The organism is Pseudomonas sp. MWU12-2319 (assembly GCF_023242525.1).
Classification (GTDB): Bacteria; Pseudomonadota; Gammaproteobacteria; order Pseudomonadales; family Pseudomonadaceae; genus Aquipseudomonas; species Aquipseudomonas gingeri_D.
In genome coordinates this window covers 319,816-346,469 of record NZ_JALJES010000006.1, presented here as the reverse complement: position 1 = coordinate 346,469, position 26,654 = coordinate 319,816, and the positions used below count along the sequence as shown (strand labels likewise).

General features: G+C 62.4%; 21 protein-coding genes. 20 read left to right on the top strand and 1 reads right to left on the bottom strand.

What is annotated here, in order from left to right; all coding sequences use genetic code 11:
• The first annotated feature begins 137 nt into the window (after positions 1-137).
• Both M5C01_RS13010 and M5C01_RS13005 read left to right on the top strand, forming a co-directional pair.
• A complete protein-coding gene (locus tag M5C01_RS13010) occupies positions 138-770 on the top strand; it encodes a LysE family translocator (RefSeq protein WP_152739188.1) in 633 nt (210 codons plus the stop codon).
• Positions 771-836: 66 nt separating this feature from the next.
• On the top strand, positions 837-1,235 hold the full coding sequence (locus M5C01_RS13005) for a DUF3224 domain-containing protein (protein ID WP_152739185.1): 399 nt from the start codon (positions 837-839) through the stop codon (positions 1,233-1,235).
• Positions 1,236-1,280: 45 nt separating this feature from the next.
• Here the strand turns inward: M5C01_RS13005 and M5C01_RS13000 are convergent, their stop codons facing one another.
• Positions 1,281-2,420 carry a lactonase family protein gene (locus tag M5C01_RS13000; protein ID WP_152739182.1) on the bottom strand — a complete coding sequence of 380 codons (1,140 nt, stop codon included), beginning with the start codon at positions 2,418-2,420 and terminating at the stop codon, positions 1,281-1,283.
• Positions 2,421-2,921: 501 nt separating this feature from the next.
• Between M5C01_RS13000 and M5C01_RS12995 the strand changes: the two genes are divergently transcribed.
• The 18 genes from M5C01_RS12995 (at position 2,922) to M5C01_RS12910 (ending at position 26,646) form a co-directional block, all read left to right on the top strand.
• Positions 2,922-4,004 (top strand): efflux RND transporter periplasmic adaptor subunit, encoded by a 1,083-nt coding sequence (locus M5C01_RS12995; RefSeq protein ID WP_248764325.1) that lies wholly within the window; start codon positions 2,922-2,924, stop codon positions 4,002-4,004.
• 52 nt (positions 4,005-4,056) lie between these two features.
• Positions 4,057-7,122: an efflux RND transporter permease subunit gene (locus tag M5C01_RS12990; protein ID WP_152739180.1), complete on the top strand. Its 3,066-nt coding sequence runs from the start codon at positions 4,057-4,059 to the stop codon at positions 7,120-7,122.
• Positions 7,122-10,235, top strand: a complete 3,114-nt coding sequence (locus M5C01_RS12985; protein ID WP_283094111.1) for an efflux RND transporter permease subunit — start codon at positions 7,122-7,124, stop codon at positions 10,233-10,235. The genes M5C01_RS12990 and M5C01_RS12985 overlap by 1 nt, the downstream gene beginning before the upstream one ends.
• Before the next feature lie 2 nt (positions 10,236-10,237).
• Positions 10,238-11,680 carry an efflux transporter outer membrane subunit gene (locus tag M5C01_RS12980; RefSeq protein ID WP_248764318.1) on the top strand — a complete coding sequence of 481 codons (1,443 nt, stop codon included), beginning with the start codon at positions 10,238-10,240 and terminating at the stop codon, positions 11,678-11,680.
• A gap of 181 nt (positions 11,681-11,861) precedes the next feature.
• Positions 11,862-12,908: a phytoene/squalene synthase family protein gene (locus tag M5C01_RS12975; protein ID WP_152739177.1), complete on the top strand. Its 1,047-nt coding sequence runs from the start codon at positions 11,862-11,864 to the stop codon at positions 12,906-12,908.
• Positions 12,909-12,971: 63 nt separating this feature from the next.
• Positions 12,972-14,174 (top strand): DUF3142 domain-containing protein, encoded by a 1,203-nt coding sequence (locus M5C01_RS12970; protein ID WP_152739175.1) that lies wholly within the window; start codon positions 12,972-12,974, stop codon positions 14,172-14,174.
• Complete coding sequence (locus tag M5C01_RS12965) at positions 14,161-16,326, top strand: hypothetical protein (protein WP_152739172.1); 2,166 nt, start codon at positions 14,161-14,163, stop codon at positions 16,324-16,326. Before M5C01_RS12970 ends, M5C01_RS12965 begins: the two co-directional genes overlap by 14 nt.
• A 111-nt stretch (positions 16,327-16,437) precedes the next feature.
• Entirely contained in the window at positions 16,438-16,668 is a 231-nt protein-coding gene (locus M5C01_RS12960; protein WP_103497472.1) for a hypothetical protein, read from the top strand.
• Positions 16,669-16,891: 223 nt separating this feature from the next.
• Positions 16,892-17,872: a nucleoside-specific channel-forming protein Tsx gene (locus M5C01_RS12955; RefSeq protein ID WP_152739169.1), complete on the top strand. Its 981-nt coding sequence runs from the start codon at positions 16,892-16,894 to the stop codon at positions 17,870-17,872.
• Between the two features lie 23 nt (positions 17,873-17,895).
• Positions 17,896-18,933 (top strand): purine nucleoside permease, encoded by a 1,038-nt coding sequence (locus M5C01_RS12950; protein ID WP_152739166.1) that lies wholly within the window; start codon positions 17,896-17,898, stop codon positions 18,931-18,933.
• A 68-nt stretch (positions 18,934-19,001) separates the two neighbouring features.
• Complete coding sequence (locus tag M5C01_RS12945) at positions 19,002-19,724, top strand: dienelactone hydrolase family protein (RefSeq protein ID WP_152739163.1); 723 nt, start codon at positions 19,002-19,004, stop codon at positions 19,722-19,724.
• An 82-nt stretch (positions 19,725-19,806) separates the two neighbouring features.
• Positions 19,807-21,288 carry a helix-turn-helix transcriptional regulator gene (locus M5C01_RS12940; protein WP_152739160.1) on the top strand — a complete coding sequence of 494 codons (1,482 nt, stop codon included), beginning with the start codon at positions 19,807-19,809 and terminating at the stop codon, positions 21,286-21,288.
• Between the two features lie 141 nt (positions 21,289-21,429).
• Complete coding sequence (locus M5C01_RS12935) at positions 21,430-21,672, top strand: DUF1652 domain-containing protein (protein WP_103497467.1); 243 nt, start codon at positions 21,430-21,432, stop codon at positions 21,670-21,672.
• 214 nt (positions 21,673-21,886) lie between these two features.
• Positions 21,887-22,555, top strand: coding sequence for a GntR family transcriptional regulator (locus M5C01_RS12930; protein ID WP_103497466.1), 669 nt, complete (start codon positions 21,887-21,889; stop codon positions 22,553-22,555).
• Positions 22,556-22,627: 72 nt separating this feature from the next.
• Positions 22,628-23,434, top strand: a complete 807-nt coding sequence (locus tag M5C01_RS12925; protein WP_103497465.1) for an ABC transporter substrate-binding protein — start codon at positions 22,628-22,630, stop codon at positions 23,432-23,434.
• A 12-nt stretch (positions 23,435-23,446) separates the two neighbouring features.
• Complete coding sequence (locus M5C01_RS12920) at positions 23,447-24,223, top strand: amino acid ABC transporter permease (protein ID WP_152739157.1); 777 nt, start codon at positions 23,447-23,449, stop codon at positions 24,221-24,223.
• 2 nt (positions 24,224-24,225) lie between these two features.
• Positions 24,226-25,005: an amino acid ABC transporter ATP-binding protein gene (locus M5C01_RS12915; protein WP_152739156.1), complete on the top strand. Its 780-nt coding sequence runs from the start codon at positions 24,226-24,228 to the stop codon at positions 25,003-25,005.
• Positions 25,006-25,035: 30 nt separating this feature from the next.
• Positions 25,036-26,646 carry a gamma-glutamyltransferase family protein gene (locus M5C01_RS12910; protein WP_152739153.1) on the top strand — a complete coding sequence of 537 codons (1,611 nt, stop codon included), beginning with the start codon at positions 25,036-25,038 and terminating at the stop codon, positions 26,644-26,646.
• The last annotated feature ends 8 nt before the right edge of the window (positions 26,647-26,654 follow it).

The following is a 26,654-nucleotide window of genomic DNA, read 5'->3' as shown; positions in this document are numbered from 1 at the left end:
TTTACCAGTCGTCGTTTGCGTAATACGTAGTCTCGCGGATCCGGGCTAAAGGGGCGCGTGACTGACCACGGTGGCATACCACTTGCTTGCGGCTAGCAGCATTTTTGACAACTCCCACTGGATTAAGGATTTTCCCTTTGGCACTGCACCTTTGGTTTACTTTCGCCCTGGCCTACCTGGCAACGACCCTGTCTCCCGGTCCAAACGTACTCTTGGTCGTACGCAATGCCTTGCGTTATGGCCCCCCTGCCATGGCTGTAACACTGCTCGGCAACCTTGTCGCTCAGTTGCTGGTGACCAGCGGCGTGGCACTGGGCGTGGGTGCTATCCTCATTGCCGTGCCTACGGCATTCCTTGCGCTAAAAGTCATTGGCGCCGGTTATCTGATCTACCTCGGGTTGCGCCAGCTGTTGGCCCGTACGCCAGTGGTCCGGTCAGAAGGTGAGCCGCAAACCAGCCCACCGTCATCGAAATGGAACATTGGTATGGAGGCGTTTCTGGTCTCCGCGAGCAACCCCAAAACGCTGATTTTTCTCTGCGCTTTTTTACCGCAGTTTCTTGATCATGATCGGCCCATTCCCGGGCAGTTCCTGATGATGTACCTGACCATTGCAGCTATCGTAGTGATCGTCCATTCGGTTTACTGCTACACCGCTTATCGATTCAGTAAACGCCTCAGCGCCGCGCATTGGGTCGTGGCCTTGAAGCGCACCACTGGGGCGATATTCATCGGTCTGGGCGTACGCTTGCTGAACACCAAGGCGCTGTGAGCCGAAATCCGGTAAATCCAATTTATCAGTATGGAAGTCACCCATTCCTTTCTTGAAGAACACTCCATGAAAAGCACACGAGCAAATGGTTCTTTTGAAATCAGACTAAACCCCGAAGCCCTTAGCGAACCGGCTGCCGGGACAGGTCTTGGACGCATGTCCTTCAACAAGGTCTTCCAGGGCGACCTCGTGGCGACCAGTCAAGGTGAAATGCTTTCTTTGCGCAGCAGTGTGCTGGGTTCCGCCGGCTACGTGGCGATGGAAACGGTGACCGGCACGCTTCAGGGACGCAATGGCAGCTTTGTATTGCAGCACAGCTCCTCCATGACTCGCGGCGTAGCTGAGCAGTCCATTAACGTTGTGCCTGATTCCGCTACCGGGGAGCTTGCAGGGCTTGCCGGTAGCCTGGTGATCACGATTGAGGAAGGTCAGCATTCCTACCAGTTTGACTACTCACTGTCCTGAGACCAGCAGGGAGAGGCGAGGGTGGTCGTGCCTCTCCCCGGCACTTCACGGATAGCTGACTGCCTGCACCCAGTTGGCGCCCTTGCCAGAAGGTGCGCCGGAGCTACGCGTCAGCGTGCCGTGTAGCGGGTCGATGGCATATACACCCACCTCAGGGCTTTTCTCTCCGGTCACCAGCAGCCATTTCCCCGACGGATCGACGGTGATCCCCCGCGGTTGCTGTTCGACCTTGATGTTCTGCAGAAAGCTCAGCTTGCCGCTTTTGCCGTCTACCGAAAAGGCACTGACCGTGCTGCCGGTGCGCTCCGAGGTGTAGAGGAAGCGCCCGTTGGGAGTGAGCTTGATATCGGCGGCCCAGATCAGGTTGGCCGCCAGCGGCGGCGGTGTCGGTTGGCCAGGCTTGATCATCGGTCGGGCGATGCCGCGTACCAGGCCCGAGTCGGCGGGGATGGCATTGACTTCGGACAGTGCGCTCAGGCGTCCGCTCTTCGGGTCGATGGCGAATGTGGTCACGGTGCCGGCCATTTCGCTGAGCAGGTAGAGAAAGCGGTTATCAGACGAGATCACCGGATGACGGGGACCACTGCCCTTGGGCATGTCGATATGCCCCAGTGGCGTGAGCTTGCCGCTGACGGCGTCGAACCTGAATTCCAGGTACTGATCGGAACCCAGGCTGGCGGCGTACACAAAGCGATTGGTCTTATCGACAATGATCGAATGGGCGTTCGGGCCGGTCTTGATGACTTGTCGTATATCATCGCTCACCACACCCTTGGCATCGATGGCATTGACGCTGATCAGGTCTTCGCCGTATGAAGCACCAAACAGATAGTGACCGGCCTTGTCCGTCGAGATATAGGCCAGGCTGTCGGCGACTGTGGAATTCTTCAGGTGCTTGAGAGCCCCGTTGGCCGGGTCGATGGCGTAGGTCGCTACCGAATAGGGTTTGGCGCGTATGGACGCATAGAGTTTGCTGCGGTCGGGGCTCAGCGCCAGGGGCATCACGCCGGCCCCGACGTCGGTGGTGGCCAGCGGCTGCAATTGCCCCTTTGCCGACAGCTCATAGCTGTTGAGCGTGCCGTCGTTGGCATTGGAAACGTAGACGTAGGTGTTGGCCCAGGTCAGTGGGGTGATCATCAATAGTGCGGCACCGGCGAAACCTTGAAGGGTTTTGGTTCGACTCATTTCAGGGACTCTTTATTGTTGTTTTTAATTGTCTGTCATCGTATGACTTGGCTTGATTGTTAAGCGGCCGCGCCTCCCTTGTCAATCCTGAGGCTGATCAGGGAGACAGGGTTTGCCTGTGTCGTTTGTGATCGATGTGGCATCCATCCGTATGACGGGCTGCTCCATGGTTTGGATGTCCGTGACGTCTTCACCAACGGAGCTGACTGCCGACCCGACGACTTGGGGAACTTCAGACTATTTCGAATGAGAAGGCGTAAAGGCTAGACCGCGCCCGACGGCGCGCAGGCATTTCTCCACGCCGCTCGTCACTTGCTTAACTGACAAGAGTTTCACGATCGGCGTATCGCCCCAGAAAGCTTAGGTTCAGGTTGCCGGGCGCAACCTCGATAGCAGACTAATCTTCAGGGGCATGGCCAGTGGCCGTTACCCGTAAAGAAACAAGCCCCAGGGGAGAGATGAGTGAAGCACAGCAAGGGAACAAGCATTCTGCTGGTGGTCGTGGTGCTGGGGCTTCTGGTGGGAGGCTGGGTGCTTTATCACAGCTTGAACAAGCCTAAGGGCAAACCGCCTTCGGTGGGCGATCCGGTGACCGCCGTTGCCGTCAAGTTGATGGATGTGCCGGTGTACATCGATGCCCTGGGCACGGTGACACCGACCCGCAGCGTGACCGTGGTCAGCCAGGTCTCCGGCATCCTCTCCTCGGTGGACTTCAAGGAAGGCCAGCGGGTCAGCAAGGGCCAGGTGGTGGCGCGCATCGATGACCGCGCGCTCAAGGCCCAGTTGGCCCAGGCCAAGGGCGTGCTCGCCCACGACCAGGCGGTGCTGGTCAATGCCCAGCGTGACCTGGCGCGCTTTCGCGAATTGATCAAGGTCGGTTCGGTCAGCCAACAAACCCTCGATACCCAGGTTGCCACGGTGCAAGAGCAACTGGGGACAGTGGCGGCGGATGACGGTGCGGTGCAGAACCTGCAAGTGCAGGTGAGTTATTGCACCATCACCTCGCCGGTGGATGGCATCGTCGGCCTGCGCCTGGTGGACCCCGGCAACTTTGTCTCCGCCGGTAGCACCACGGGGATCGCGGTGATCACCCAGATGAACCCGGCAACCGTGGTGTTCGCGGTACCGGAGGACGATCTGGGGTCCATCGACCAGGCAATGGCCAAGGGCAAGGTCGATGTCCTGGCCTATGACCGCAACAAACATAACCTGCTGGCCAGCGGGACCTTGCTGGCCCTGGACAACCAGGTCGACACCACCACCGGCACGGTACGGGTCAAGGCGCAATTCAACGACACCGGCAATGCGTTGTTCCCCAATCAGTTCGTCAATGCCCGGCTCAAGGCCGATACCCTGCAGCAGGTTGCGGTGGTCCCGACCCTGGCGATCCAGCACGGCAGCAAGGGTGATTTTGTCTTCGTGGTACAGGGCAACAAGGCCAGCCTGCGCACTATCAAGAGCGGGCCGGTCAGTGGCGACCTGACGGCGGTGCTGGACAATGGCGTGAAAGTCGGCGAGCAGGTGATTACCGAAGGGGCTGACAAACTGGACAACGGCTCCACGGTGAAGGTGGTCAGCCAGTGAGTTCAGCAATGTCTCAGACACTCTATTTGTGCCGCCCAGGTAGTCATTGCTCATGAATGTCTCCAGACCCTTTATCGAGCGCCCCATCGCGACCACGTTGTTGATGGTCGCCATCTTCCTGCTGGGGCTGCTCGGCTATCGCTTTCTGTCGGTTTCGGCCCTGCCTGAAGTCGATTACCCGACTATCCAGGTCTTCACCCAATACCCCGGGGCCAGCCCGGATGTGATCAGCTCCTCGATCACCGCGCCGCTGGAGCGCCAGTTCGGCGAAATGCCCGGCCTCAAGTCGATGGGTTCCACCAGTTCCAACGGTGCTTCGGTTATCACCCTGCAATTCGACCTGTCGCTGTCACTGGATATCGCCGAGCAGGAAGTGCAGGCTTCTATCAATGCCGCCGGTACCTTCCTGCCGGCCAACCTGCCGTACCCACCGGTCTACAGCAAGGTCAACCCGGCCGATGCGCCGGTCCTGACACTGTCGCTGACCTCCGATGTATTGCCCCTGACCAAGGTCGAGGACCTGGCCGATACCCGCCTGGCGCAGAAGATCTCGCAGATATCCGGGGTCGGGCTGGTCACCATCAGCGGCGGCCAGCGCCCGGCGGTACGGATCGAGACCAACACCTCGGCGCTCAACAGCATGGGCCTGTCCCTGGAGGATGTACGCACCGCCCTGGGCGCGGCCAACGTCAACCAGGCCAAGGGCAATATCGACGGCAAGTTCCAGGCGTTTTCCATCGGCGCCAACGATCAGCTGCAGTCGGCCGAGGAATACCGCGACCTGGTGATCGCCTACAAGAACGGGGCGCCGATCCGCCTGGCGCAGATCGCCACCTCGATCCAGGGCGCGGAAAACCCACGACAGGCGGCCTGGACCAACGACACACCGTCGATCGTGCTGAATATCCAGCGCCAGCCGGGCGCGAACGTGATCCAGGTGGTCGATCGGGTCCAGCAACTGCTGCCCAAGCTGCGCGCCAGTTTGCCGGGGACCTTGAAGGTCAGCGTACTGACCGACCGCACCCAGACCATTCGCGCCTCGGTCACCGACGTCCAGTACGAGCTGGGGGTTGCGATACTGCTGGTGGTGCTGGTGATCTTCCTGTTCCTGCGCAATGTACCGGCCACCATCATCCCGGCCGTAACCGTGCCTTTGACCTTGATCGGTACCCTGGCGGTGGCCTACGTCCTGGGCTTTTCCCTGAACAACCTGACCCTGATGGCGCTGACCATTGCCATCGGTTTCGTGGTCGATGACGCCATCGTCATGATCGAAAACATCACCCGCTACCTGGAGGAGGGCGATACACCGTTGCAGGCCGCGCTCAAGGGTTCGGCACAGATCGGTTTCACCATTATCTCGCTGTCGGTGGCACTGATCGCGGTGATGATCCCGCTGCTGTTCATGGGCGATGTGGTCGGGCGGCTGTTCCGCGAGTTCGCCATGACGGTGGCGGTGACCATCGTGATTTCCGCGATCATCTCCCTGACCCTGACGCCGATGATGTGTTCGCGCATGTTGCGCAATCACAGCGGGGAACGGCGTCCGGACTTTTTCGACAAGATCAACGGCTACTACGTGCGTGGCCTGGACTGGATACTGCTGCACCGCACCCTGACGCTGATTTCCATCGTCTTCACCGCGCTGCTGACCCTGTTCATCATCGTGGTCATGCCCAAGGGCTTTTTCCCCGAGCAGGACACCGGGCTGATCCAGGGGATTTCCCAAGGCTCGCCCACCGTGTCGTTCCAGCAGATGGAACTGCAACAGCAGAAGCTGGCCGCGCGGATTCTCAAGGACCCGGCAGTGGCCAGCCTGTCGTCCTTTGTCGGTATCGACCAGACCAACCCGACCATCAACCAGGGCAATCTGCTGATCAACCTCAAGGATCGCGGCGAGCGCGACAGCGCGGCGGTGGTGATTCGTCGGCTGTCGGATGCCAATGCCGATGATTCCGGGGTGCGCCTGTACCTGCACAGCGTGCAGGACCTGACCCTCGACGCGACGATCTCGACCACCAGCTACCGCCTCGGCTTGCAGGCCACCGACCCGCAGGTCCTGGAAGAGTGGACGACCAAACTACTCTCGGCCATCGGCAAGGACCCGATGTTCAGCGATGTGCAAAGCCAGGCGATGCAGTTCGGCAACCAGATCCAGATCAATATCGACCGTGCCACGGCCTCCCGCCTGGGCGTCACGCCCCAGGCCATCGATAACGTGCTGTACGACGCCTTTGGCCAGCGCCAGGTGTCGACCATCTACACCCAGCTCAACCAGTATCACGTGGTGATGGCCACCGACCGGCCGCCGCGCAATATCGCCGACCTGCTGACCGGGCTTTATGTCACCACCAGCAGCGGCGCCGTGACGCCCCTGGCGAGCATGGCCACCCAGCAGGTGATCCGCACCCCGATCACCATCAACCGGCTGGGCCAGTTCCCCTATGCCGACATCTCCTTCAACCTGGCTCCCGGCCAGACCCTGGGCGCGGCCGTGACGCGCCTGGACCAGATTGAAAAAGACGTCGGCCTGCCATTGACGGTACAGGCCAATCTGGAGGGCGCCGCCGCGACTTTCCAGTCCTCGCTGTCGAACCAGATATTCCTGGTGGTGGCGGCGATTGTGGTGGTCTACCTGATGCTCGGTATTCTCTATGAGAGCTTCGTGCACCCGGTGACCATTCTCTCGACCTTGCTCTCGGCGGCCCTCGGCGCCTTGCTGGCGTTGCTGATCACCGGCACCCAGTTCGACATCATCGGCTTGATCGGCATTGTGCTGCTGATCGGGATCGTCATGAAGAACGGCATCATGATGGTCGACTTCGCCCTGGAGTTGCAGCGCAACGACGGACTCGACCCGGTGGCGGCGATTCGCAAGGCTGCGGAACTGCGTTTCCGGCCGATCCTGATGACCTCCATGGCCTCGCTGTTCGGCGCGGTGCCGTTGGCCCTGGGCACCGGCATCGGCTCGGAGCTGCGCCATCCGCTGGGCATCGCGATCATCGGCGGGCTGTTGCTCAGCCAGTTGCTGACGCTGTTTTCCACGCCGGTGATTTTCCTGGCGATGAACCAGCTGGAACGTCGCTTCAGCAAGCGTCACGCCGAGACTGAGGGCTGATGCCGATGAACATCAGCGCGCCGTTTATCCAACGCCCGATTGCAACCATCCTGCTGGCGGTCGGCCTGGCCCTGTTCGGCTGGCTGGCCTTCCTGTTGCTGCCGGTGGCACCGTTGCCGCAAGTCGACTTCCCGACCATCAGCGTGCGCGCCTCGCTGCCGGGCGCCGATCCGGAAACCGTCGCCACGTCGGTGGCCACGCCACTGGAGCGGCAGTTCGGGCAGATCGCCGGGGTGACCCAGATGACCTCGTCGAGCAGCTTGGGCTCGACCCGCATCAACCTGCAATTCGACCTGAGCCGCAATATCGACGGCGCCGCCCGTGACGTCCAGGCGGCCATCAATGCCGCCCGCAGCAACCTGCCCAGCGATCTGTCGGGTAATCCGACCTACCGCAAGGTCAACCCGGCCGACTCGCCGATCATGATCATCAGCCTGACCTCCGACAGTGCCACGCCGGGCCAGATGTATGACGTGGCCTCGACCTTGCTCGAGCAGAAACTGCTGCAGACCAGCGGCGTCGGCGACGTCAACGTCGGCGGCGGGGCGCTGCCGGCGGTGCGTATCGAACTCAATCCGGATCGGCTCAACCATTACGGTGTCAGCCTGGAGCAGGTGCGCGCGGCGATTACCTCCTCGAACGCCAACCTGCCCAAGGGTGCGTTGTCCATCAACGACCAGTCCTACGGGATCGGCGCCAACGACATGCTGTTCAAACCCGAGGATTACGCGCCGCTGATAGTCAAGCAGAGCAACGGTGACGTGGTGCATATCGCCGATCTGGGTTATGTCCGCGAGGATGTCGAGGACCTGCGCAACTTCGGCCTGTCCAACGGCCGGCCGGCGGTGCTGCTGGTGGTGTTCAAACAGCCGGGGGCCAACGTCATCGAGACGGTGGACGCGGTCAAGGCTTCGTTGCCGTTCCTGCAAGGCTCGATCCCGGCCTCGATCAAGCTCAATATCCTGCTGGACCGCACCACCACCATCCGCGCGTCGTTGCACGATGTGGAAGTCACCTTGCTGGTGTCGATTTTCCTGGTGACCCTGGTGACCTTCGGCTTCTTCCGCGACTGGCGCAGTACCCTGGTGCCGGCCATCGTCGTGCCGCTGTCGTTGCTCGGCACCTTTGGCGCCATGTATTTCCTCGGTTACAGCCTGAACAACCTGTCGCTGATGGCGCTGACCATTTCCACCGGCTTCGTGGTGGACGATGCGATCGTTATCGTGGAAAACATCATGCGCCACCTGGAACGCGGCGAAAGCCGGGTGCAGGCGGCACTGGCCGGGGCGCAGGAGGTCGGTTTCACGGTGTTGAGCATCAGTGTCTCGCTGATTGCAGTCTTCATTCCTTTGCTGATGATGGGCGGCATCGTCGGGCGGCTGTTCCGCGAGTTTTCCATCACGCTGTCGGTGGCGATCCTGATTTCGATGCTGATCTCCCTGACCGTGACGCCGATGCTCTCCAGCATCCTGCTGCGCCCGAGCGAGGAGACGGGCTCGGATCACGAATACCCGGACTCGCGCTTCCATCGCTTCTATGACCGGACCCTGCTCTGGGTCGTCGAGCATTCGGCCTTGATGGGCTTGCTGACCGTGCTGGTCATCGTCCTTGCCGGTGTGCTCTATGTGCTGGTGCCCAAGGGGTTCTTTCCCCAGGAAGACACCGGGCGGCTGCAGGGCAGCATCATCGCGCCACAAAGTATTTCCTATGCGGCGATGCAGGAGGCCTTCAGCAAGATCAACCAGACCGTGTCGAAGAACCCGAATGTCGAAACTGTCGGTGGTTTTATCGGTGGTGGCGGTGCGATCAACAGCGGCCAACTGTTTATTGCCCTCAAGCCGGTCGGTGAGCGCAAGGATAGCGCCGACCAGGTGATCGCCCAGGTACGCAAGGCCCTCGGTGACCTGCCGGGAACCCGGCTGTACCTGCAATCGGCCCAGGACATCACGGTCGGCGGCCGGCAGAGCGGGGCGCAGTACCAGTACACCATGACCGCCGATGACCAGGCCACCCTGGATGAATGGGTGCCCAAGGTCGTCGCGGTGCTGCATACCCTGCCGCAACTGACCGATATCAACACCGACCAGCAGGACAACAGCCTGCTGGCCAACATCAGCATCAACCGCGACACCGCTGCCCGCCTGGGGGTCAATATCGGCAATATCGACCAGACCCTCTACGACGCTTTTGGCCAACGCCAGGTCTCGACCATCTACAAGTCGGCCAACCAGTACCACGTGGTGATGGAAGTGGCGCCGCCGTACTGGACCGATCCACAGACCCTCAAGTCGATCTATGTCCCGACCGGGCCGGTGAGCTCCAGCCAGGCGGCCAACGCTACAACGCTTTCGGCAAGCGGCAAGACGCTGGTGCCACTGTCGGCGCTGTCGGATACCGGCATCCAGCGCACGGCGATCTCCATTGCCCACCAGGGCACCTTCCCGGCGGTAACGGCCTCGTTCAACCTGGCGCCGGGCACCTCCATCGGCCAGGCCACGGTGCTGGTGGAAAATGCCGTGGCCCAGTTGCGTATGCCGGCCAGCGTGGTCGGGCAATTCGCCGGCACGGCCCAGGTGTTCCAGTCGTCGGTGGCCAGCGAGCCGCTGCTGATCGTAGCGGCCCTGTTGTCGGTGTATATCGTGCTGGGGATGCTCTACGAGAACCTGATGCACCCGCTGACCATCCTCTCGACCTTGCCCTCGGCCGGTGTCGGCGCGCTGATCGCCTTGCTGCTGACCGGCACCGAGCTGTCGATCATCGCCCTGGTGGGGGTGATCCTGCTGATCGGGATCGTCAAGAAGAACGCCATTATGATGATCGATTTCGCCATTACCGAGCGGGTCCAGCACGGGCGCAGTGCCCGCGAGGCGATTCACCGGGCCTGCCTGATCCGCTTCCGGCCGATCATGATGACCACCCTGGCGGCCATTCTCGGGGCCTTGCCGCTGGTCCTGGGCAGTGGCTACGGTTCGGAGCTGCGCCGTCCGCTGGGGATTTCCATTATCGGCGGGTTGCTGCTCAGCCAATTGCTGACGCTCTACACCACCCCGGTTATCTATTTGTGGCTGGACAGCGCTTCCGAGCGGCTGCGCCGGCGCGGCAAGGAGTCTTGAACATGATGATGGGTCGACGCGCCCCCTGCCTGGTCCTGCTGCTCAGCCTGAGCATCAGCGGCTGCATGGTCGGGCCGGATTACCAGAAACCGCCGATCGAACTGCCGCAGACCTTCAAGGAAGGTGCGCAGTGGCAGCGGGCGGCCGCCAATCCCCAGGGGGCGCTGGACAGCCAGTGGTGGCTGGATTATCACGATCCGGTCCTCAACGACCTGATGATCCGCGCGGCCAAGGCCAACCAGTCGATTGTCGCCGCCGAGGCGGCTTATCGCCTGGCGCAAGCGCAAGTCGCCTCCAGCCGGGCCGGGCTCTGGCCGACGGTGACCGCTGGACTGTCCGGTTCCCGCGGGGTGGGCAAGAGCGGCAGCAGCGGGACTGCCACGAGCACTTCGGGCGGTTCGGTCGAACAGAGTGTCAGCGCCACCCTCGGCGCCAGCTGGGAGCCGGACCTGTGGGGCCTGGTACGCCGTGGCATCGAGTCGAGCCAGGCCTCGGCCCAGTCCTCCGATGCCCTGTTGGCGGGAGTCCGGCTGTCCATCGGCGGTAGTGTCGCCAGCAACTATTTCGGCATCCGCCAGCTGGATATCGATATCCGCTTGTTGAACGAACAACAACGGATCAATCAGCAACTGCTGGACATCACCCAGACCGAATACACCCAGGGCACCGCCTCCAACGACCAGTTGCTGGTGGCCCAGGACCAACTGACCACGGTAGTGGCTGCCCTGCAGACCTCGCAGCGTTCACGCGAGCAATTCGAGCATGCCCTGGCGGTGCTGGTGGGCGTGGCGCCGGCGCAGTTCAGCCTCGCGCCGGTCGACAGCTTTGCCTTCAACCTGCCGGCAACCCCCCTGAGCCTGCCGTCGGGGCTGTTGCAACGGCGTCCGGACGTCGTCGCCGCCGAGCGCTCGGTGGCCGCGGCCAATGGGAAAATCGGCGTTGCCGAGGCGGCGTTCTATCCCAATCTCGATCTGACGGCCCAGGTCGGCTACACGGGCAGCGCCCTGGGCGGCCTGTTCTCCTTGCCGAACCGGATCTGGAGCGTCGGCCCGGCGCTGGCCGAAACCCTGTTCGACGGCGGTGCGCGTTCGGCGGCGGTCAAGGAGGCCGAAGCCAGCTATGACGAGGAAGTCGCGAACTATCGCGGCACGGTGCTCAGCGCCTTACAGAACGTCGAAGACAACCTCTCGACGCTCAATCACCTGCAGACCCAGACCCAGGCCTACCAGCAGATCTACCAGCGCAACCAGCAACTGTTCGGCAGCCAGCAGGCCCAGCAGAAGGCCGGCACGGTCAGCCTGCAAGATGTATTGACCCAGCAACTGATCCTGTTGCAGACCGAGCAGAGTCTGCGTGACACCCAGGGCCAGTTGACCCAGGGCAGCGTCAGCTTGATCCAGAGCCTGGGCGGTGGTTGGCAAGGGGGCGATTTGACCGGTAAGTGAGGCGTCGTGGCCTGTCGGTTTTCCCAGGAGGAGGCCACTCCGACGAGGGTGTCGGTAATATTTTTTGCGGTGGGCGCTGGCTCGTTATAACAATCTGTTGCAAGGCGGTATCTTGTCGGTGTTTTCCAGCCGTTAAGATGCACACGCCCCAAGCGATTTCTTTTATTCAACGAGCCTGACCATGCCCTTTACCCAAGCAACCGGAGCATTGGCACCGCAGAGCGCCCTCGGTTATCAGGAGGCGATTTTCCCTCAGGTGTCTCGTTCTTTCGCCCTCACCATCCCGCAATTGCCGCCGCCGTTGAACACGGCCATGACCACCGCCTACCTGCTCTGTCGGATCGCCGACACCATCGAGGACGAGCCGACGCTGTCGATTACCGACAAGCAGCATTATGAAGCGGCGTACATCCGGGCAGTTCTCGGTGAGATCGATGCCCAGCCGTTCTGTGATGAGCTGGCCCCTTTGCTTTCCGAGGCCAGTTCGCCAGCGGAAAGAGCACTGTTGAGCCAATTGCCGCGGGTACTGGAAGTGCTGCGGACCCTTGACGAACCGCAGCAGGTGGCCATTGTGCGGTGCCTGCGGGTGATGTGCCTCGGCATGGGGGATTTCCAGCGGGTCGTTGGTTTGCAGGGGCTGGAGACCTTGTCCGAGCTCAAACGCTACTGTTACTGCGTTGCGGGCGTGGTGGGCGAAATGTTCACCGAATTGTTCGTCGACTTCGCGCCGGAACTGGTGGTTCATCAGGAGCGGATGGCTTCACTGGCCGTGTCGTTTGGCGAGGGGTTGCAATTGACCAATATCCTCAAGGACCAATGGGAAGACCGGCAGCGTGGCGTTTGTTGGCTGCCACGGGACCTGTTTGCACGACATGGCGTGTGCTTGTTGTCGTTGCATACGAGTACGCAACCTGGCTATGGGCCGGCGCTGACAGAACTGATCGGCATTGCCCACGCTCATCTGCGCCGAGCCTTGGACTACACGCTGCTGATTGCACCCGAGCGCGCCAGCTTGAGGTTTTTCTGCCTGCACTCCATTGGCCTGGCGATACTGACATTGCGTAACCTGCATCGACGTGCCGATTTTCATTCCGGGTTGCAGGTGAAAGTGCCCCGCGGCTTGGCAATGACAACCCTCGGCACTCTGCGCTCGCTGGGTGGAGACAACGCCGGCTTGCGGGGGCTGTTCGATCGGGCGACGCGTTCGTTGCCGTTGACCCGTCTCTGAAGTGCCGCGCTGTTGAGGTAATATGCCGGCAAAACAGGCCCGCCGTGTTCGATAAGGGTTCGTATGTCCTTGATTTTTTCTGCCCGCAGGCTGGTGCCCCTCGGCCTGCTCTTGCTGTTCAGCGGCTGCCAGCCCGCACCGACAACGCCCCTCGACCAACAACTCTATATCTGGCAACGCCAATGGCGCCCGGCCCATGAGCAGGCCCTGGCCCGGAGCCGGGCGGACTTCTCGACCTTGCGGGTGCTGGCCCTGCAGGCCCAGCCCAAGGCCGGGTGGAGCAGGGCGCGGGTGGATCTGGCGCAACTCAAGGCCGATGGCCGGCCGGTGATCGCGGTGGTTCGCCTCGACGGCCAGCTTCCGGCCCTGGATCTGGACCTCGCGCGCACGCAAATCTCGACGCTGCTGGCCGATTGGCAGGCTGGCGGCGTGGCGCCCGCCGGGCTGGAAATCGACCATGACAGCGGTAGCGCACGCCTGCCGGGTTATACCGATTTCCTGGTCAAACTGCGCGGCCTGTTGCCACCTTCATTGAAACTGAGCATCACCGCCTTGCCGGCCTGGCTCGACAGCCCGCAGTTGCCGGCCTTGTTGCAGGCGGTCGACAGCAGCGTGTTGCAGGTGCATGCCGTGAGCAACCCGAGGCTCGGGCTGTTCAATCCTGGCCAAGCCAGGGACTGGGCCGAGCGCTGGGGGCGGGTCAGCGACAAGCCGTTTTATCTGGCGCTGCCGGCCTATGGCGTGGCCTTGTTGCCGGACGATCAGGGTGGGCCGGTGGTCGAAGGTGAAGTCGCGCTGAACCGTGGCGGCGAACGCCGCGAACTGTTGGCCGATCCGCAGCAACTGGCAACCCTGGCCCAACAACTGCGGACCAAGCCGCCGGCGCATCTGGCCGGGCTGATCTGGTTTCGCCTGCCGCTGCCCGGTGATCGCCGCGCCTGGAGCCTGGCGACCCTGCGCGCGGTGGCCCGTGGCGAAGCGCTCTCAAGTCAATGGCAGGTTGAACTGTCGGCCCACGACGGCCTCTACGACATACGCCTGGCCAATGTCGGCAATCTCGACCGGCCGCTACCCGAGCGCGTGGTACTGGATGCCGAGCAGTGTGATGGCGTCGACGGCATCAATGGCTACACCTTGCGGCAAACACCGAAGCAGCTCATTTTTACCCGCCAGTCCAGCGCGCGTATCGCCGCTGACGGCCAACGTGCGCTCGGCTGGGCGCGCTGTACCCGAATCGATCAAGGAGCTTGGAATGTCTACCCGTAACTGGCCTCGGCACCTGCTGTGCCTGTCCCTCAGTCTGCCGTTATCGGCATTGGCCTGCGGTCCGGACTTCCCCCTGCGTCTGTTGAGCGATCGTGCCCAGTCCCTGGCCGATCTGCCGGAAACCAACTTCGCCTTCGAAGTCAGTCGTATTGGACAAGCCGTAACCGGCCTGAAAGCGGCGACCGATGCGACCCTCACGCCGTACTGGGACAGCGACGACAGCAACAAGCCTTATCGCGAGCAACGGGATAAGGTCGAGGCCAGCGAGCTGCCAGAAAACCTGCGCGCCGAGGTGACGCGCTTGCGCGGCCTACAAGACCCGCAACAGGTCGAGACCCAGGGCGCCAGCCTGCCGGCCGAGCTGCGGCTGTATATCGCCGGTGCCGTGGCCTTCCAGGCCGGTGATGCGCAGCGGGCGGTAGAGTACTTCCGTCAGGTCCTGGCCTTGCCGGCCGACCAGCGCAAGTTGCGCAGCACCTGGGCTGCGTACTCCCTGGGACGGGCGCTGGTGGCCCTCAGCGTCCAGGCCGAAGGGGAGACCGATAACGCCGGGGGCCGCACGCCCGCGGTTGTCACCGATGCCCAGTTGTTGGCCCAGGCCCGGCTCGCGTTCCAGCAGACGCGGACCTTGAGTGCCGGGGATTTCAGCGATCCGCTGGAGCTGGGGATTGCCAGCCTCGGCGAGGAAGCCCGGCTGGCCATGCTCGACAACGACTGGGAGGGTGCCATCGCGCTGTATGCCAGCCAGAGCCAGTTGGGGTCCGGCACGGGCAACTCCTCGCTTCAGCAGGTCGTCGGTGAGCTGACAAAGTTGCCGGATGAACAGTTGAGCGTCGTGCTCAAGGAGAAAAACGTCCAGGCACTCTTGACCGCTTATCTGTTGAGCCGAGTTGGCTGGATCTTCGATGAGTCGCCTGAGGGCCAGCAGCGACTGTCCAAGATGTTGCTGGCCAGTGCCGCCGGCAGCCTGGACAACGCTGATCGCCTGGCGGCCCTGAGTTACCAGAAGGGTGACTACGCGGGAGCCAGGGCCTTTGTCGAACACGCCGGCGACGGTGGCCTGGCATGGTGGGTGCGGGCCAAGCTGGCCCTGCGCGACGGCGACAAGGTCCAGGCCGCCAGCGCTTATGCCAAGGCGGCCAAGGCCTTTCCCAAGGATGAAGCCTGGGGTACGCGGCGGGCGCCGGACTGGAGCTTCGAGACCGTGCAGCCCGGTTGCCGGGTCGAGGGTGAAAGCGCGATCCTGGCACTGGACCGTGGCGACTACCTGCAAGCGTTCGACCAGCTTTACCGCAGCCAGGATATCTATTGGCTAGATGCCGCGACCGTGGCCGAGCGGGTGCTGACGACCGACGAACTGAAAACTTATGTCGATGCCCATGCGCCCGCAGCCGCGGCCAAACCCGAAGGCAAGGACATGGAGAGTTACGTGCGGCGCCCGCAGCTACGTGAACTGCTGGGCCGACGCCTGCTGCGTGAGGGGCGCTATGATGAAGCGCCGGAATACTTCACCAGCCCCGAATTGCAGGCCACCGCGCAGGACTATGGCCGCGATCGCCAGCAGGCAGTGTCGCGTTGGACCGCCACCGGGCGTGCCGAGTCGTTGTTTGCCGCCGCCACGTTGGCGCGCAAGTCGGGCATGGAAATCCTCGGCTATGAGATGGCGCCGGATTACCGCTCCCTGGACGGAAACTACAGCCTGGAGATGCCCCCGTTGCAACCGGTGCCGTTTTTGCAAACTGCGGAAATCCAGCGACAGCAGGCCACCGTGGCCAAGCCCGACCGGCGTTATCACTATCGTTGGGTCGCTGCGGACCTGGCCAGCCAGGCCGCCGACCAGTTGCCCCATAGCAGCCAGGCTTTCGCCGCCGTGCTGTGCAAGGCGGCGAGCTGGGTCGCCGGGAGTGATGAGGAAATCCAGTTCTACCAGCGTTATGTCGAGCAGGGTCCGTATGTGAGCTGGGCGACGAATTTCGGCCAGCAATGCCAGGAGCCGAACTTCGACCAGGCCAACAAGCGTTATCTGACCGAGCCGTTGAACGCCGTGCGTTCGGCGTTGCGGCCTTACAAGGTGGCGCTGATCGTAGGCGTCCTGGCGCTATTGGCCGGGTTGGCGACACTGTGGGTACGTCGGCGTAAAGCTAAGCTTTGAGGCAAGGAGGGCCAGGGCGTGCTATTGCTTAGGGATGCATCGCCTTGAACCTTTCATGAAGGGGCGGCTCTGGAACTTCATGTATTGCCCACAGAACCAAGAGGTGACGATATGCCGGTCAAGCACGATTTGCTCGCGGACCTGAAGTTGAACAAAGAGGCGCTGGCGCAACACAGGAGCAAGGACCCCAGGCTCAACCAACTGCTTGATCAATACGACGATATCGACAAGGAAGTGCTGGCGGCCGAGTCGGCCCAGGCGGCGGATGATCCGTTGCGAACGCTGAAGGAACGGCGACTGAAAGTGAAGAACCAGATCGTCGAGCGTCTCCAGGCGCTTTGATCCCTGTGGGGGCTGGATTGCTGACGATAGCAATCCAGCATTTGCCCCCGAATTCCCTGACCCAATCGACAGTTTTGACATTTCATTTCCATATATTTCAATATTTTGTAGGCGCTTGTTACCGCTATATGTAAGGTTGTGGGTGAGGCCAGGGAGTGCCGCACCATCGGAGGACGGTACGCCTGGCCGTTTCCACCGAACACTATAAAAACAGGGAGTTTCAATGTCCGTCTTGTTCCAGCCGCTGCTCCGGCACGCCGTGCCATCCCCGCGTTTTACCCGTCTTGCACTGTCCCTGCTGTTCGGCAGCCTGACACTGCAGACCCATGGCGAAGCCCAGGCCCAATCGGCCCCTGTCGATGAGTCCGCCCAGGGCGAAGCACTGAGCCCCGATGCAGGACCTGCGGCGAAGCAGGGCGCCTACCTGTCCGACTGGTTCAACCAGGACCTGACCGTGATCGGCAGCAGGGACATCAGTTTCGGGCCTCGTCCGGCCGATGACGTCTACCTGGAATACGAATACTTCGGTCGTAAGGGCCCGTTCGAACTTTACGGCTATGTCGATATCCCGAAGGTCTTCGGCATCGGCAACAGCCATGACCAGGGCGCCTGGGACCACGGCTCGCCGGTGTTCATGGAGCACGAACCACGCATCTCCATCGACGCCCTCAGCGGCCGCAGCCTGGCGCTCGGCCCGTTCAAGGAATGGTATGTGGCCTTCGACTGGATCTACGATCACGGCAGCCGCACCGCCAACCGCGCCAATACCCTCTACAGCGGCCTGGGTACCGATATCGACACCCATTCGCGGGTCAATCTGTCGGCCAACTTCTACGGGCGCTACCAGTGGGAGAACTACGGCGCGAACAACGAGTATTCGTGGGACGGCTACCGCGCCCAGCTCAAGTACATCGTGCCCATCGACCACTTCGGCAATGGCGCGTCGCTGACCTATATCGGCTTTACCAACTTCGATTTCGGCTCCGACCTGCACAAGACCGATCCGGCGCGTACCGCCAATGCCACGGTGGCGACCAACGTGCTGCTGTATTCCTTTACACATTTGCGTTTTACCCTGGTGGGACGCTATTTCCACAACGGCGGCAACTGGCGCGACGGCAGTCAGCTGAATTTCGGCGACGACGATTTCCGCGCCCGTTCCAACGGCTGGGGTTATTACGCCGGCGTCGGCTACCAATTCTGAAACCCTCGTTAATAGGAGCGTTCATGCGTACTGTGACTCGTCACACCCTTATCGCTGGCCTGCTGCTCGGCAGCCTGGCCGGACAGCTGGCCTGGGCCGCACCGACGGTGCCGATCAAGCCCAAGGTCATGTTGATCACCATGTTCGCGCCGGAAGCGCAGACCTGGATCGATCGCCTGGCCCTCAAGCATGAAATCCCGGTACCGGGCCTCAGCGCCGAGTACCCGAACATTCGCTGCAATGACCAGGACACCTGCCTGCTGGTGACCGGCATGGGCCAGACCAACGCCGCCGCTTCGACCCTGGCCCTGGCGTTGTCGCCGCAGTTCGACCTGCGCCAGTCGTACTTCCTGATTGCCGGCATTGCCGGGATCAACCCCCATCAAGGCACCATCGGCACCGCGGCCTGGGCCCACTACCTGGTGGAGTTCGGCACCCAGTGGGAACTGGACGCGCGGGATGCGCCGAAAGACTGGCCCACCGGCTACATTGGCATCAACACCCGCGGGCCGAACGAGAAGCCGCCGCTGGACTACAAGACCGAAGTCTTCGAACTCAACCCCAAGCTGCAGGCCAAGGCGTTTGCCCTGTCGCATCAGGTGAGCTTGAGCGAGAGCAAGGAATCCGCGGCCTGGCGGGTCAAATACCCTTATGCACCAGCCAACCAGCCGCCGGTCGTGAGCCGCTGCGACACCCTGGCGGGCAACACCTGGTTCTCCGGGACACGCCTGAGTGAACGGGCCGAGGTCTGGACCCGCTTGCTGACGGACAACAAGGGCGTCTACTGCACCACCCAGCAGGAAGATAACTCCACCTACGAAGCCTTGCTCCGCGCGAGCAAGGCCGGGCGGGTGGATATCAATCGCCTGGCCGTGGTCCGTGCCGGTTCGGATTTCGACCGGCCGTATCCGGGCTACAGCGAAGTCGACAACCTGCTCAAGTATGCCGACCAGGGCGGTTTTGTCCCGGCCCTGGAAAACCTGTACCGCGCGGGTAACCCGTTGGTGCAGGCGATCCTCGGCAACTGGAAAGCCTGGGAGCAGGGCGTTCCCGAGAGCTGAGTGATTCGGTGGGGCGCGCCGCCAGTGCTAAGCTGGGCGCCCCACCGAACGCCCGGAGAACCCCGACCATGCTCAAACCCCTGGCCCTGGCCTTGTTGCTGGCCTGCACCGCGTCGGCGGCACAGGCCGAACTGCTCGCCGATATGCCGTTGACCTACCAGGCCCAGGCCAATGCCGATACCCAGGACCAGCCGTTGGTGATTTTCCTGCATGGTTACGGCAGCAACGAAGACGATCTGTTCGGCATCAAGGACGACCTGCCGGCCAACTACACCGTACTTTCGGTGCGCGGCCGCCTGGAACTGGACCTGGGCGCCTACCAGTGGTTCCACAAGAAGGTCGGGGAGGCGCAGTACGACGGCGACAGCGGCGACCTGTTGCAGAGCGCCGCGGCCATCACCGACTTTGTCACCCGGGTCACGGAGAAATACCACACCCAGCCCGACAAGGTGTTCCTGGTGGGTTTCAGCCAGGGCGCAATGATGACTTATGAGGTTGCGCTGCGGCATCCCGAGGTCCTGCGCGGTATCGCCTCCCTCAGCGGCCGGGTGTTGCCGGCGTTGCGTTCGGAACTCAAGGGCGGGGCGAAGTACTCTGGGTTGAAGGTCTTTATCGGCCATGGCACCGCCGATCCGCAGGTGCCTTATGCCGGGGCGACCGAGGCCCTGGGCGTGCTGAAGGGCCTGTCCATCGAGCCGCAGTTTCACTCCTATCCCGGCGTCGGCCACACCATCAGCGCCACGGAAGTCGAGGATCTGAAAAACTGGATCAGTGCTTCGTTGCAACACTGACCGGCCCGACGTTTTTCCAATTGCACTTGCGCGTTGCACGGGGGTCAGATGTTTGACCTAACCGGGCCACTTGGGAGAAACGATGAGCCAGGATGTCCTCGCGACCGAAACCAACCGCCGCCAGTTGCAGCAGATCATCGCCGGCCTGTCCGAAGGCGTGATCCTGATCGAGGTCGACCAGAGCATTCTCTGGGCCAACGATGCCGCACTGGCCATGCATGGCGTCAGCCAGCTCAGCGAACTGGGCGCCAATGCCGAGCAGTATCAGGAACGCTTCAACCTGCGTTATCGCAACAACCATCCCCTGAGCGCCGACCAATACCCCATCGTCCGGGTCGCCAATGGCGAGACCTTTGACGATGTGGTGGTCGAGATGAGTGTCCAGGCCGATGAGCAGACGCCCCTGTGCGTGCTGCGTATCAGCAGCATGATCCTGACCAATCGCGCCGGCGACCCCGAGTCCCTGGTGCTGATCATCAGCAACGCCACCGACTGGGCCAGTGCCGAACAGCGCTTCGAGAAAGCCTTCAGTGCCAACCCGGCACCGGCGGTGATCTGTCGGCTCAGCGACCTGCGCTACGTCAAGGTCAACCAGGGCTTCCTGGAGATGACCGGCTACAGCCGCGAACAGGTCATCGGTCGCTCGGTCTACGAACTGGATGTGCTCGAAAACGCCGAGCGCCGGGACCTGGCCATCCAGCGCCTGGGGGAGGGCGCCACCATTGCGCAGATGCAGGCGGAGATCAGGCTGGCGGACGGTGGCAGCAAACTGGTGATCGTCGCCGGCCAGCCCCTGGATATCCACGAGGACAACTGCATGCTGTTTTCCTTTATGGACCTGGAGCCGCGACGCAAGATCGAAATCGCCTTGCGCCAGAGCGAGGAGCGTTTTGCCAAGGCCTTTCGGCTGACACCGGTACCGACCCTGCTCTGCAGTGCGGACAACCAGCAACTGATGGACGCCAATGAAGCCTTCCTGAATATCACCGGTTATGCCGCCGAAGAATTGCTTGGGCACAGTGTCCAGGCCGTGGGGTTTATCGAGGATGGGGTGTTGTGCGAACGACTGTTCGTGGCCCTGGAAAAAACCGGCCGCCTGGAGGGCCTGGACCTCAGGATCCGCCAGAAGAACGGTGAGCCCATCGATTGCGTGCTGTCGGCCGACACCGTGCTGATCCAGGACGCGCCCTGTTACCTGCTGGTGCTGACCAATATCACCGAGCGCAAACGTTCGGAGCTGGAGCTGGTGACGGCCATCGAAGCGGTGATGCAGGACGCGTCCTGGTTCAGCCAGAAGCTGATCGAAAAGCTCGCCACGGTGAAAAGTGTCAGTGCGCCCAACCTGCCGGGCTTTTCCCTCGCCGACCTGACGCCGCGCGAACGCGATGTGCTGGGCCTGATCTGCGAGGGCCTGGCGGACAAGGAAATCGCCGCACGGCTCGAACTGGCCCTCAATACCGTACGCAATCATGTAGCCACGGTGTACTCCAAGCTCGACGTGCACAGCCGCAGCGAGGCGATTGTCTGGGCGCGCGAACGTGGCTTGTTTGTCACCAGGCGTTGAGGGTGCAAATGCACCAGTGCCACCAGTGCATATACGGGTGTAGAGCTTCCACGGTTTTTCTTAGCATGATTGCCTGACGCGCGGGCGGGTCGCCCGCGTGACGAATAACCAGGTACGGGACTCACCGGTGTGCTCTCTCTAATGGAATTACGCAGCTTGCTCGAAAGCGGCTTTGCGCCCCTTGCCTGTGAATGCCTGCTGGGCGAAGCGTCGCTGAGTGTCAGGGTCTATGACCCCGAGAGCGGGCGGGTCGACCTGATGGTCACGGGCATAGCCCTGAACCTGTTGCACCGGCGCGAAGGGGCACTGCGGCTACTTGAGGAACTGCGCGAGGAACTTGAGTCCAATACGCTCAAGGTCGAGCGCGCTTCCGGCGCCCGCTAGCCGAGGTGTTACCGGATACTTTGCTTCACCTCTTTGGCGCGTCCCTGCGCGCTTTTGTAGCAGTCAGCCGTTACGCCACTCCCTCCTGAATGGCCCTGTTTCTGACAAAAGCCTATTCCTATCAAACCCTTGAATGCATTTTCAGGAAGCTGGCACGCGTTATGCTTTTTTGTATTCATGGATAATTGGATACAAAAAGACAAAGGTGCTTCCCATGCAATTCGCTCCCGCTTACGTTGACCGTCAGCCCCGGACCGCCGAGGAGGAGGCCTACACCTTTCTGCTGGAGGCGATCTGTGGCGGTCGTTACCGCAAAGGCGACCGGCTGATCGCCGAGGACATCGCCGGCGAGATCGGCATGAGCCGCATGCCGGTGCGCGAGGCCTTTCGTCGCCTGGACGCCCAGGGCCTGGTGACCCTGCGGCCCAATCGCGGGGCGATTGTCAGCGGCCTGGAGTTCGACGAGCTGCAGGAAGTCTTCGATATGCGCAGTGCCCTCGAAGGCCTGGCGATCCGCGTGGCCGTGCCGAAGATCGGCGAACGCCAGTTGGCGGCCCTGGAACGGATGCTCGACGAGATGGACGACTACCGCGACGAAAGCGCCGAGTGGGTCAGCCGGCATCGGGCCTTCCATGAATACCTGTGCAGCCTCAGCGGCCGGCCACGGCTGATGAAGCAGATATCGGCCCTCTATTCACTGATCGAGGCGCCGATGCGCCTGTGGTTGCAACATAGCGAAAAGCCCTTGAGCGCACGCCAGGAACACGCGGTGATCCTCGACGCGATTCGCGCGGGCAATGCCGCGCACGCCGAGGCCGTGGTGCGCCAGCACATCGAGGGCACGGTGCCGGCGCTGATCGATTTTCTGCAAACGAAAAAATAGAACCGGGCTCAAGCCCGGCCGTGTCTTGACTTTGAGAACTGCCCCGTTATCAACGAACAGGAGTGTCTGGTCATGCATAAACCTCGCGTGTTGTTTGCCGCTGTATCCCTGGTGCTGCTGGTGCAGGGGGCGGTCGCCGCGCCCCAGGTACCGGAGCGTTTGCAGAAGGTCGCAAAACTGACCTATTGCTCGGGCATGGATTCACCCCCGCTGGTGTCGTTCGACGAGGCCCAGAAGCCCAGGGGCCTGACCGTCGACCTGGGTCTGGAAATTGCCAAACGGCTGGATAACAAGACGGTGCAATGGCGGGTCATTCCCTTCTCCGGGCTGCTGCCGGCGCTGTTGGCGCAACAATGCGACATGATCGTCGATCAACTGTTCGACAAGCCCGAACGGCGGGAAGTGATCGACATCGTCAACTACATGTATTCCAGCCAGTCGGTGGTGGTGCCCAAGGGCAATCCGAAGCACATCAAGGCCCTGGACGATCTCTCCGGGCACAAGGTGGCGGTGCTCAACGGCTCGACCATCAAGACCCTGCTCGACGCCGAAAACGACACCCTGGCCAAGGCCGGCAAGACGCCGATGAAGCTGGTGGTCTACAACACCGACACCGATGCCTTCCAGGCCCTGCGTATCAGCCAGGTCGACGCCTACGGCACCACCGTGGAAACCGCCGGTTACTACGCCGCCATGGCCCCCGATCTGTTCGAAGAGGGCGTGCCGGCCTTCAGCCGGATTCTCACTGGCCTGGGGATTCGCAAGGACGATCCGCAACTGGGCAAGGCCGTGCAGCAGATCGTCACTGATATGCGCAGTGATGGCAGCTACGCCCAACTGCTGGGCAAATGGCATGTCGCCAGCGACACACTCGACTGAGGCGGGCGCCCGATGAACTTCAATTGGCAAGTGTTCTGGCAGTACCTGTTGCAGCCCAGCGGGGTCTACCTCACCGGGCTCTGGCTGACCTGCCTGATCAGCGTGCTGGCGATGTCGCTGGGCTGTGTACTCGGGCTGGCCGCGGCGTTGCTGCGGCTGTCACGCAATCCCTTGCTGCACCTGCCGGTACGTTTCTACGTGTGGCTGATGCGCGGCACGCCGTTGCTGGTGCAGATCGTCTTTCTCTACACCGCGCTGGCGGCCGGCGGGATCTTTCGTTTCGAGGACCTGGAACTGTTCGGCTTGGTGATACCGGGCAATATCCAGGCGGCGATCATCGCCCTGGGCCTGAACGAAGGCGCCTATATGGCTGAGATCATCCGCGCCGGGATCGGTGCGGTGGACAAGGGCCAGTACGAGGCCGGACGTTCGCTGGGCATGACCTTCGGCAAACTGATGCGGCGTATCGTCCTGCCCCAGGCCTTCCGGGTGATCGTGCCGGCGCTGGGCAACGAGTTCAACGTGATGCTCAAGAACACCACGCTGGTCAGTGTGATCGGGGTGCAGGAGTTGTTGCTGAGTACACAGATGGTGACCTCGGCGACCTTCCGGGTGTTCGAACTGTACCTGGTGGTGGCGATCTATTTCCTGTTGCTCACTACACTGTGGGGCTTCTTCCAGCGCTGGCTCGAAGCACGCTTCGGTCAGTCGGACCGGCCGTCGTCACCGCCGCCGGCCTCCAGCCGAATGTTTGGTCGCAGTGCCTTTAAACTGCTGAGGGGGCGTTGAACATGGCGCACAAGAGCGAAGAACTGATCATCGAAGCGCTGGACATTCAAAAGTCCTTTGGCGACTTGCAGATCCTCAAGGGCATTTCCCTGCAGGTACGCCGCGGTGAAGTGGTGGTGCTGATCGGCGCCTCGGGCTCGGGCAAGACCACCTTCATCCGCTGCATCAACCTGCTGGAAGATATCCAGGGTGGGCGTATTCGCGTCAACGGCCGGGCCATGGGTTACCGCGAGCGTGCCGACGGCAGCCTGGTGCGTGACTCCGAACGCAATATCGCCCGTCAGCGCCGGGATATCGGCATGGTCTTCCAGCGTTTCAACCTGTTCCCCCATATGACCGCCCTGGAAAATATCATCGAGGCACCGATCCAGGTGCTCGGCATGTCGCGGGCCGAGGCGCTGGAGCAGGCGCGGGCCTTGCTCGCCCGGGTCGGCCTGGCGGACAAGGCGGGGCATTACCCCTCGATGCTTTCCGGCGGTCAGCAGCAGCGGGTGGCGATCGCCCGGGCCCTGGCGATGAAGCCCCAGGCCATGCTGTTCGACGAGCCCACCAGCGCCCTCGACCCGGAAACCGTCGGCGAGGTGTTGCAGGTGATGAAGCAGTTGGCCGAGGAGGGCATGACCATGGTGGTGGTGACCCACGAAATGGGCTTTGCCCGGGAAGTCGCCGACCGCGTGGTGGTCCTCGACCAGGGGGAACTGATCGAGCAGGGGCCACCGGAGCAGATTTTCAGTCGGCCCGCGCATCCGCGTACCCAAGCTTTTCTCAGCCGTGTGTTGTGAAACCAACCCTTGTTTGGAAGAACTTTTGCCATGTTGAAATTTTCTGCCCACGAATATCCTTATCCGTCGCAACGCCAGAGCGTGTTTGCCCGCCGTGGCATGGTGGCGGCCTCGCAACCCCTGGCCGCGGAAGCCGGCATCGAGATCATGCGCAAGGGCGGCAATGCGATTGACGCTGCCATCGCCACGGCGGCGGCGCTGACGGTGGTCGAGCCCACCGGCTGTGGCCTCGGTGGCGATGCCTTCGCGCTGGTCTGGTGCAAGGGCAAACTGCACGGCCTCAACGGCAACGGCCAGGCCCCGGAGGCCCTGAGCATCGAGGCGGTCAAGGCGGCGGGGCATACACAAATGCCGCTGTATGGTTGGACCCCGGTAACCGTACCGGGCTGCCCGTCGGCCTGGGCCGAATTGTCGAAACGCTTTGGCAAGTTGCCCTTTGCCGAGCTGCTGCAGCCGGCCATCAGCCTGGCCCGGGAGGGTTTTCCCGTGTCGCCGGTCATCGCCTACAAATGGCAGCAGGCATTGGTGGAATTCAGCCCCCATCGCGACGCCGTGCTCGAGCCCTGGTTCGAGACGTTCCTGATCGAGGGCCGCGCCCCCCGGGCCGGCGAGCTGTTCCGCAATCCGGCCCAGGCCCGGACCCTTGAAGAGCTGGCCGCCACGGCGTGCGAAAGCCTGTATCGCGGTGAACTGGCCGCGCGCCTGGATGCCCATTCCCGTGCCACCGGCGGTTACCTGCGCGGCAGCGACCTGCAGGGTTATCGCGCGCAGTGGGTCGAGCCGATCCATATCAACTACCGCGGTTATGACGTCTGGGAAATCCCGCCCAGCGGCCAGGGGCTGGTGGCGCTGATGGCGTTGAAAATCCTTGAAGGCTTCAGCTTTGACCATCGCGACAGCCAGCAGACCTGGCATCGCCAGCTGGAGGCCATGAAGCTGGCCTACAGCGACGGCCTGCACTACATCACCGACCCCTTGCATATGCGGGTAGCGGTGGCGGACCTGCTCAGCGACGACTACAGCGCCCGCCGCCGCGGGCAGATCGGCGAGCAGGCGCTGCCGCCCAAGCCTGGCGATCCCCATGCCAGCGGCACGGTGTACCTGGCCAGCGCCGATGCCGAAGGCAATATGGTTTCGTTTATCCAGAGCAACTATCACGGCTTCGGTTCCGGCGTGGTGCTGCCCGACAGCGGCATCGCCTTGCAGAACCGTGGGCAGGAATTCAGCCTCGACCCGAGCCATGCCAACTGCCTGGTGCCCGGCAAGAAGACCTATCACACGATCATCCCCGGCTTTCTCAGCCAGGGCAGCGAACCCCTCGGGCCGTTCGGTGTGATGGGCGGCTATATGCAGCCCCAGGGCCACGTGCAGATGGTGATGAACCTGGTGGACTTCGCTCTCAACCCCCAGGCCGCCCTGGATGCACCGCGCTGGCAATGGCTGGGGGAGATGAAGGTGGGTATCGAGCAGGGCGCTTCACGGGACCTGGCGATGGGGCTGGCGCGGCGCGGCCATCAGGTGCAAATCACCTGTGACCTCACCGAATATGGACGTGGCCAGATCATTCTGCGCGACCCGCTCAGTGGTGTGCTGTGCGGCGGTACCGAACCGCGTACCGATTCCCATATCGCCGTGTGGTAACTCAAGCA